This window comes from Palleronia pelagia (genome assembly GCF_900110115.1).
Lineage (GTDB): Bacteria > Pseudomonadota > Alphaproteobacteria > Rhodobacterales > Rhodobacteraceae > Palleronia > Palleronia pelagia.
Genome location: NZ_FOCM01000022.1, coordinates 1 through 7,827 on the forward strand (window position 1 = coordinate 1; position 7,827 = coordinate 7,827).

Sequence of the window (7,827 nt, forward strand, 5' to 3'; positions counted from 1 at the left end):
ACAGCTTGGAAGAAGCAGGCGACCGGCTATTCACCTTCACACGGCTCGATCCGACGCAATGGAAATCCGCGCGCACGACCAACGCCATCGAACGGCTGAACGGCGAATTTCGGCGCCGCATCAAGACGCAGACCGTGCTGCCATGCGCAGAGACCGTGCCCATGCTGCTGTGGGCGCTGCTCGCCTCCGGCCAGATCCAGATGCGCAAGGTCGACGGATGGGAGACCCTCTCTCAGCCCCTCGGACCCATGTCCCTTGACCTCGCCGCCTGAGAGGCCGAACCTTCACATGCCCGGAACACGCTGCCAGGGAATTTCCACAGCATTCGAGACACGACCCTTGTCGTCTTGCATAATTGATCCTGCGTCGAAGGCGGTCAGTGCCAATTCTGCAGCCTTACCGGTGCCCCGCCATTCACCGACGCGCAGCCATGCTCGCAGCAGTGACGGTTGAGCCAACTCAAAGTCTGTAACTTGAGCGCAATCGTAGTTCTTGGCCCACACCGGCCTTTCAATCCCTGGCCGATCACCGCGGTTCAGCTTTATCAGATCGGCCATTCGTCCATCGCGCAGCATTTTGGGCAGATTTCTGGTCCTACGACTTCGTCGAGAGCCGGACCCACGACGGAAGGAAGTTCCGCATGCTAAACCTCATCGACGAGTTCACACGGGAGTGCCTCGCGATCCGGATCGACAGGCGGTTGAGATCGGCCGACGTGATCGATGTGCTGTCGGACCAGTTCATTCTTCGTGGCGTTCCGGATCACATCAGGTCCGACAATGGCCCGGAATTCGTGGCCACGGCGGTGCGAGAGTGGATCACCGCGGTCGGCGCCAGGACAGCCTACATTGAGCCGGGCAGTCCTTGGGAGAACGGTTACTGCGAGAGCTTTAACGCAAAGCTCAGGGATGAGCTGCTCAACGGCGAGATCTTCTACAGCCTGGCCGAGGTGCGGATCGTCATCGAGGGCTGGCGCAAGCACTACAACACCAAGCGTCCACACTCATCTCTGGGTTATCGGCCACCGGCCCCAGAGGTCGTGCAGTGGCCGGCTCCGCCATCCGGAGCCGCTTCGCCGGCCACGTCAACCGTAGCCCCCGGACCCGTCATGCACTAAGACTGAAGTCGGACCACTTCATTGGGGCAGGTCACGCCAAGGACTGCTGTGGGGAAGTAAATAGCAAGACAGATAGTCCAAGATTATAGTTGTTCTGACGAAAAGACATTGGACTCAGACAAGGAAAAAGGCTCTTGGTCCTACGCAACCAGCTAAAATCGTCTGCTTTGCAGAAGGAGTCAAATATGTGGATTTTGATCCATGCTTAAAGCTGCAAAAAAAATATCCAAGATCGAAGAGCGATTGGATGATTTGGAGGCAGAAAGCGCGGCGAATCGCGTCCTGTGGCTCTGCATTGCAACCTCACTCTCGGCAGAGGATCGCGAGGTCTTCGCCATGGCGATTTCTTCAGCGAAGGCTCAATGGGACTCGAATGACAGTATGCCGGACAGGCACAAAGCTGCTTTGACGCGTGTGACTGAGATGATTGCCGGAGGGATTAATCTGGCAGGCGACTATGACTTGGAGTGATGCGGGGAGGTGATTCTCTCTGTCAACAGCGCAATTGGGCGCTATTGTCAAACTTCGACCTCTTTGACGAGATAGTCGTGTTTTGCCCCAGCCATCATTAGTGTCTTTCCGAGCGGAATTTGCGCGTCCCTCGCACGATTGTGGACACCTATCGGGTCCTTGGTGTCGGGGTCAGCTTTCAACGCATCACGAGCTTGTTCGCGTCGATGCTCCTCGCGCATGTCGATTATTTGAAAAGGATCATAGAAACGCTGGGAATTTGATCGAAGGCAACAACCGGTCACAGAGTCATCATCTAAGCCTTGGCATATAAGCCTCTCCAGCATTAGACGCAGATTTATACTCTTGGGCGCGCGAACTTGCCTCAGAATGCTGCCGTCGCTTGCGTACTGGGTGACGAGATACTCGGTCCTCTTGGCCATCAAACTCTCTCAAAAGTTAGACTTGTCGATGCTTGCTACGAAAAAATAGCAGACTTTCCTACCGAGCGCAGCATCGGTCACCTTTGGCTCAGAGCGGACATGCGGCAGCGAGGCAGGGTTGGCCTGGAAAGCAGATCGCTGGCCGTAGCTTCCGGCCCATTGCGGTCACTCGTCAGCAACTTCGGTTGATGCGGTGCAGCCCGCGAGAACGGCCATTCGCTGCAAGTGCAAAATCGAGCCGACTGCGAACTGGTAGATTGCGGACCTTTCGGACCTTCGCTGCGCGGTCGGATTCTGCGGCGCCTGCGAAGGTGCTCGGGAGGTGGCCCGCATACCGGATTTTCGCTGCATCTGGCTCAGCTATTTGGACGCCCGTTCTACGTGCTCCGTGTTGGTCTGCCTTTCACTGAGAACGTCGAGCAGCGGGCAATCGGAAGTGTCGGCTCCAGTGCAGCGTGCAACGGTCCGGGCGAGAACGGTCTCGATCGCCTGGAGATCGTGGATCTTGGCGCGAACCACATCGAGATGATGGCGCCCCATCCGCTCGACCTCGGCGCAGGTGTGGCTGCCGCGATCGACGAGGGTCAGAAGGCCGCGGACCTCTTCCATGGTGAAGCCAAGATCCCGGGCCCGCATCACGAAGTTGAGCCGCTCCACATGTGCGGGGCCGTAGCGACGATGGCCCGATGAGGTGCGCGGCGGATCAGGCATCAGGCCGACATTCTCGTAGTAGCGGATCGTCTCGAGGTTACAGCCTGTCAGCTTGGCCAGATCGGAGCGCTTCAGGTCACTCGCGGGGGCGTGATCGACGGGCATGGGATTATTCCTTGCTCCTGTAGCTGCTACAGACCCTACGTTGCCAGTCACCGAACGACAACAAGGTGACTCGATGACGGACAAGGCGATCGAAACGGAACGGCAGGGTGGGGACCGGACGGACAGGACAGGATGGGCCGCCACCGGCGCCGGCATACTCGGGGCGCTGGCGATGACCTCCTGCTGCATCCTGCCGCTGGTCTTGGTCAGCCTTGGTGTCACCGGGGTTTTCATCGGCCAGCTCACCGCACTCTACGCCTACAAGTGGGTGACCTTCTCTCTCGCGGCAGCCGCCCTCGGGTATGGCTTCTGGAAGGCTTACCGTCCGGTGCCCGCCGAGAGGTGCGGCACCTGCGCCCGCCCGGTGGATCGCGGCATCATGCGTTGGCTGCTCTGGAGTGCGCTGGTCGTGGTCCTGCTGGCCTTGATCTTTCCTTATGTCGCGCCGCGCATCCTCACATTCTGAATTGGAGCCCATCATGAGACACCTATTCCTTGCCGTAATCCTTTCGATGTCGCCGACCGCGATCCTTGCGGCCGAGGCCGAGACCCGCCTGCACGTCACCGGACTGACCTGCCCCTCGTGCAGCTATATCGTCGCCACCGCGCTCAAGCGCGTGGAGACGGTTGAGATCGCGGGGTTCTTCGAGGGCGAGGCCGAGGATGGCGTCTACGTCCTGCAATATGATGACGCCGTCACCGAACCGGACCAGTTGATCGCCGCCGTCACCGGCGTAGGCTATGGCGCCACATTGGCCCTGGAGGGCGGCTCGTGACGGGGCGTGAGACAAACCCGCGGGACGACCGCCTGCTGAAATACGGGCTGATCGGCACCGTGGTCGTGGCGCTGTGCTGCTTCACTCCGATCCTGGTGATCCTCCTGGGCGCAGTCGGGCTCTCCGCCATGTTGGGCTGGCTCGACATCGTGCTCCTGCCTGCGCTCGCGGTGTTCATCGGCATCACCCTCTACGCGCTCTGGCAGCGCCAGCGCACCAACTGAAGAGAGACTGACATGAAAGATTGCTGCACCCCCAAGGGCGGCGCCTACGACCTTGCCGTGATCGGCGCTGGTTCGGCCGGATTTTCGGCCGCGATCACCGCCGCCGAAGCCGAGGCGCGGGTGGCGCTGATTGGCGACGGGACCATTGGAGGGACCTGCGTCAATGTGGGCTGCGTGCCCTCCAAGACGCTCATCCGCGCGGTGGAAGGTCTGCATCACGCCGGCGCGGCAAATCGCTTCGGCGGAATCGAGACAGAGGGCCGCGTCACCGACTGGGCAGCGACAGTGGCGCAGAAACAGGCGCTCGTGGATGAGTTGCGCGCCGCAAAATACGCCGACGTGCTGCCGCGGCACGAGAACGTGGACTACATCGAGGGTCGTGCCCGGTTCGACGAGCAGGGTCGGCTCACCGTAGACGGCGTGGCGTTCCCGGCAGCGAAGATCGTCATCGCCACCGGTTCGCGCCCCCAAGTGCCCGCGATCCCCGGCGTCGAGGAGATCGACGCCCTCGACAGCACATCGGGCCTGGAACTGACCGCGCTGCCCGCTTCGCTACTGGTCCTCGGCGCGGGCTTTATCGGCGTGGAGCTGGCGCAGCTCTTCGCCCGCGCCGGTGTCGCAGTGACGCTGATCAGCCGCCGCGGCGTGCTGCCGGAGGCCGAGCCAGAGATCTCCGAGGCCTTGGAGCGCTACCTCGCCGAGGAGGGCATCCGTCTGGCGCGGATCACCGGCTATGAAAGCGTCGCACGCGACGGAAGCGCCGTTCGCCTGGCAGGCACCGGAGGTGAAAGATTCAGCGCCGACCGGCTGTTGCTCGCCACTGGACGGGTGCCGAACAGCGAGAACCTGAACCTCAATGCCGCCGGGATTGAGACTGATGCGCGGGGCGGCATCGTGGTCGATGCGCAGATGCGCACCGCCAACCCGAACGTCTGGGCCGCAGGCGACGTTACCGGGCGCGACCAGTTCGTCTACATGGCGGCCTATGGCGCCAAGCTTGCCGCGCGGAACGCGGTGGCCGGCGAGGCTCGCACCTACGACAATGGCACGATGCCCTGGGTGGTCTTCTCCGACCCCCAGGTGGCGGGCGTAGGCCTGAGCGAGATGCAGGCCCGCGCTGCGGGGCATGCGGTGGTCACCTCGGTCCTGCCGCTCGACGCCGTGCCGCGCGCGCGCGCCGCCCGCGACACGCGTGGACTGATCAAGCTGGTGGCAGAGGCGGGGAGCAAGCGGCTGTTGGGCGCGCAGATCCTCGCCCCCGAGGGCGCCGACAGCATCCAGACCGCCGCGATGGCGCTCAAGGCGGGGCTCACCTACGAGGAGCTGGGCGACACGATCATGCCCTATCTCACGACCGTCGAGGGGCTGAAGCTTGCAGCCCAGACCTTCGAGAAGGACGTGGCCGCGCTCAGCTGCTGCGCGGGGTAGCGTTCTTCATCGCCAGAGGACAGAAACTTTCGATGCCAACCCTTGCCGTTTATATCGGAGCCGCCCTTGCCGAGATCGCTGGGTGCTTCGCCTTCTGGGCCTGGCTCCGGCTCGACAAGCCCATCTGGTGGATCGGGCCGGGCATGGCCTCGCTGGCGCTCTTCGCCTACCTCCTGACGCTGGCCGACAGCGCTGCCGCCGGGCGGGCCTACGCGGCCTATGGCGGCATCTACATCGCGGTCTCGCTGTTCTGGCTCTGGGCCGTCGAAGGGGTGCGACCGGATCGGTGGGACGCGATCGGCGTCGGCCTGTGCCTGCTGGGTGCCTTCATCATCATCGCAGGCCCCCGGGTGCCGGCCTGAAATCACCAATCTCAACATGTTCGAGGGAGGAGCAGAAATGACCGACACGCTGGACCTGATCGTCATCGGCGCCGGCATGGCCGGGATCACCGCCGCGAAGAAATGCGCCAGCGCCGGCTGGTCCGTCGCCATCGTCGACGAGCTGCCCTACGGCGGCACCTGCGCGCTCAGGGGCTGCGACCCCAAGAAGATGCTGCGCGCCGGTGCCGAGGCGGTGGAGGCCGCGCGACGGCTCCAAGACAAGGGCGTCACAGGGGAGACCCGGATCGACTGGCCTGCGCTGATGAAGCACAAGGAGAGCTTCACCGACCCGGTGCCTGACAGCATGGAGAACGGGCTGACGGAGGCAGGGGTGCGAACGCTGCACGGCCGCGCCCGATTCACCGCCAAAGACCGGGTCGAGATCGACGGACATGGCGAGATCGCCTTCCGCCATGCGCTGATCGCCACGGGAGCGAAGCCGCGGCCGCTGGAGTTCCCCGGTGCCGAGCGGCTGATCGACAGCACAGACTTCCTGAACCTTGCCGAGCTGCCTCGCCGGGTCGTCTTCATCGGTGGCGGCTACATCTCTTTCGAGTTCGCCCATATCGCGGCGCGCGCGGGGGCGGAGGTGACCCTCCTCGACCGCGGCGTGCGGCAGTTGAAGACGTTCGACCCCGACCTCGTGGCGATGCTGCTGGAGCGCAGCCGCGCCGCGGGCATCGAGATCGTGGCCGAGGCCGAGATTGAGCGGATCGAGGACGCAGGCGGGGCGCAGCGCGTGGTCTATCGCAAGGCGGGCGAGAGCCACACCACCGAGGCCGATATCGTCGTGCATGGCGCGGGTCGCGTGCCCGCCATCGACCATCTCGGCCTTGCTGCCGGTGGGGTCGAGACCGAGTACGGCGGGGTCAAGGTCACGCCCTGGCTGCAATCACCGTCGAACCCGCGCATCTTCGCGGCCGGCGACGCCGCAGCCTCGCCCGGCAAGCCGCTGACCCCCGTGGCCGTGTTCGAGGGCAAGATCGCCGCATCGAACATGCTCAAGTACAAGCGAACCGAGCCCGATTACACAGGCGTGCCGAGCGTGGTGTTCACCATTCCCGAACTTGCCCGGGTCGGCCTGCTCGAGGAGGAGGCGCGAGAGACAGGCGATGTCGAGGTGCGCTTCACCGACACCTCCGGCTGGTTCTCGCAGAAGCGCTTGGGCGAAAGCCATGCAGGCGCGAAAATCATCACCGGCAAGGACGGCAAGATCCTCGGCGCGCACATGTTCGGTCCTGACTATGCCGAGCTGATCAACGTCTTCTCCCTGGCGATCAAGCTGGGACTGACGGTGGCCCAGGTGAAATTCATGCCGGCGGCCTACCCGACGGGGGCGTCCGACATTGGGTCGATGTTGTGAAAGAGCTGCGGTCCTGCGGCGGTGCGGTAAACTATCGGAATTTGACGGTTTTGAATGTCCGTTCCCACCGGCCAAGCTCGATCGGCATGCATCGGCAGCGAAGGACCGCTCACCGCCCTCAAGCCCACTGGCTCGCAGGCGCAGCGAAGATCCGCTAAGCCACTTCGTCTTTAAGCGGGAGGCGGTGTCTGGATGAACACACAGCGCGCGCGATTTTTTGGGTGCGGGGGTCACGATTTCGATATGGCTAAGGGGGTAGGGGGGGCGAGATCCCTGCACTTGGTTGCACCCTCTCAGACCGCCAGATCTCGTGCCGCCTCGAGCTTGACTTGGCGCTCAGGGCGATTTCGAAGGCGACGGTCTTCTGACCCGTCAGCGGGCTTGATGACAAGCTTCAGCCCTAGCGTCGCAAGCCGAAGCTAGAGCGTCGGCGTCTTGGCTATTCTAGCCAGCGTCTCTGCCTTTGCCGTGTATCCATCTGCCCAGCCCGCAGCCGCGTCGAGATCATCTTGTGACAGTCCAAGATCCATGCGTGGTCGTGTCGCGGAGGTGGTGGAAATTCGAGGGCGGCGTAATCTCCGGGTGAACTGACACCCACCCAACCGGCGGCGGCAACCGCCAGGGAGATCACGCCATGAACCAGATTACCGACACCGCGAGCTTTGCGCTACTGGCCGAAGAGGCCGGGTTCGATCTGATCGAAGAGCGGCTTCGAGCCAACGTGCGCGCGACCATCGAAGCCGTGTTCGAAGAGGAGCTGGCCAGCTTCCTCGGCCGGCTTCGCTACCGTCGTGGGGACGGCCCGGCAAAAGGCTATCGCCACGGTC

General features: G+C 63.2%; 11 protein-coding genes and 2 pseudogenes. 10 read left to right on the forward strand and 3 right to left on the reverse strand.

The genetic code is table 11. From position 1 onward, the window contains the following. Nucleotides 1-272 (forward strand): transposase (locus tag BMX96_RS18985; RefSeq protein WP_175481775.1); only part of this gene is annotated, 272 nt, incomplete at its 5' end. A gap of 12 nt (nucleotides 273-284) precedes the next feature. Here BMX96_RS18985 and BMX96_RS19475 read toward each other — a convergent pair. Next, nucleotides 285-575, reverse strand: a complete 291-nt coding sequence (locus BMX96_RS19475) for a hypothetical protein (protein ID WP_139210158.1) — start codon at nucleotides 573-575, stop codon at nucleotides 285-287. Nucleotides 576-589: 14 nt separating this feature from the next. Between BMX96_RS19475 and BMX96_RS18990 the strand changes: the two are divergent. Then, nucleotides 590-1,117 (forward strand): annotated as a pseudogene (locus BMX96_RS18990) (integrase core domain-containing protein); the annotation flags it as partial. 201 nt (nucleotides 1,118-1,318) lie between these two features. After that, complete coding sequence (locus tag BMX96_RS18995; protein WP_091846910.1) at nucleotides 1,319-1,588, forward strand: hypothetical protein; 270 nt, start codon at nucleotides 1,319-1,321, stop codon at nucleotides 1,586-1,588. A gap of 47 nt (nucleotides 1,589-1,635) precedes the next feature. On the opposite strand, the gene BMX96_RS19480 is transcribed toward BMX96_RS18995, so the two are convergent. Both BMX96_RS19480 and BMX96_RS19000 read right to left on the reverse strand, forming a co-directional pair. Beyond that, a complete protein-coding gene (locus BMX96_RS19480; RefSeq protein ID WP_139210159.1) occupies nucleotides 1,636-2,010 on the reverse strand; it encodes a hypothetical protein in 375 nt (124 codons plus the stop codon). Between the two features lie 360 nt (nucleotides 2,011-2,370). Then, a complete protein-coding gene (locus tag BMX96_RS19000; protein WP_091846911.1) occupies nucleotides 2,371-2,826 on the reverse strand; it encodes a MerR family transcriptional regulator in 456 nt (151 codons plus the stop codon). A gap of 73 nt (nucleotides 2,827-2,899) precedes the next feature. Between BMX96_RS19000 and BMX96_RS19005 the strand changes: the two genes are divergently transcribed. From BMX96_RS19005 to BMX96_RS19035, 7 genes and pseudogenes are all read left to right on the forward strand, one after another. Then, nucleotides 2,900-3,292 (forward strand): mercuric transporter MerT family protein, encoded by a 393-nt coding sequence (locus BMX96_RS19005; protein WP_091846912.1) that lies wholly within the window; start codon nucleotides 2,900-2,902, stop codon nucleotides 3,290-3,292. Nucleotides 3,293-3,305: 13 nt separating this feature from the next. After that, complete coding sequence (locus tag BMX96_RS19010; protein ID WP_091846913.1) at nucleotides 3,306-3,602, forward strand: heavy-metal-associated domain-containing protein; 297 nt, start codon at nucleotides 3,306-3,308, stop codon at nucleotides 3,600-3,602. After that, entirely contained in the window at nucleotides 3,599-3,826 is a 228-nt protein-coding gene (gene merF / locus BMX96_RS19015) for a mercury resistance system transport protein MerF (RefSeq protein WP_091846914.1), read from the forward strand. Before BMX96_RS19010 ends, merF begins: the two co-directional genes overlap by 4 nt. 12 nt (nucleotides 3,827-3,838) lie before the next feature. Continuing rightward, nucleotides 3,839-5,254: a mercury(II) reductase gene (gene merA / locus BMX96_RS19020; RefSeq protein ID WP_091846915.1), complete on the forward strand. Its 1,416-nt coding sequence runs from the start codon at nucleotides 3,839-3,841 to the stop codon at nucleotides 5,252-5,254. 32 nt (nucleotides 5,255-5,286) lie between these two features. Continuing rightward, nucleotides 5,287-5,616 (forward strand): YnfA family protein, encoded by a 330-nt coding sequence (locus tag BMX96_RS19025; protein WP_091846916.1) that lies wholly within the window; start codon nucleotides 5,287-5,289, stop codon nucleotides 5,614-5,616. Nucleotides 5,617-5,653: 37 nt separating this feature from the next. After that, on the forward strand, nucleotides 5,654-7,000 hold the full coding sequence (locus tag BMX96_RS19030) for a dihydrolipoyl dehydrogenase family protein (protein ID WP_091846917.1): 1,347 nt from the start codon (nucleotides 5,654-5,656) through the stop codon (nucleotides 6,998-7,000). Between the two features lie 634 nt (nucleotides 7,001-7,634). Further along, a pseudogene (locus BMX96_RS19035) lies at nucleotides 7,635-7,827 on the forward strand (IS256 family transposase); the annotation flags it as partial.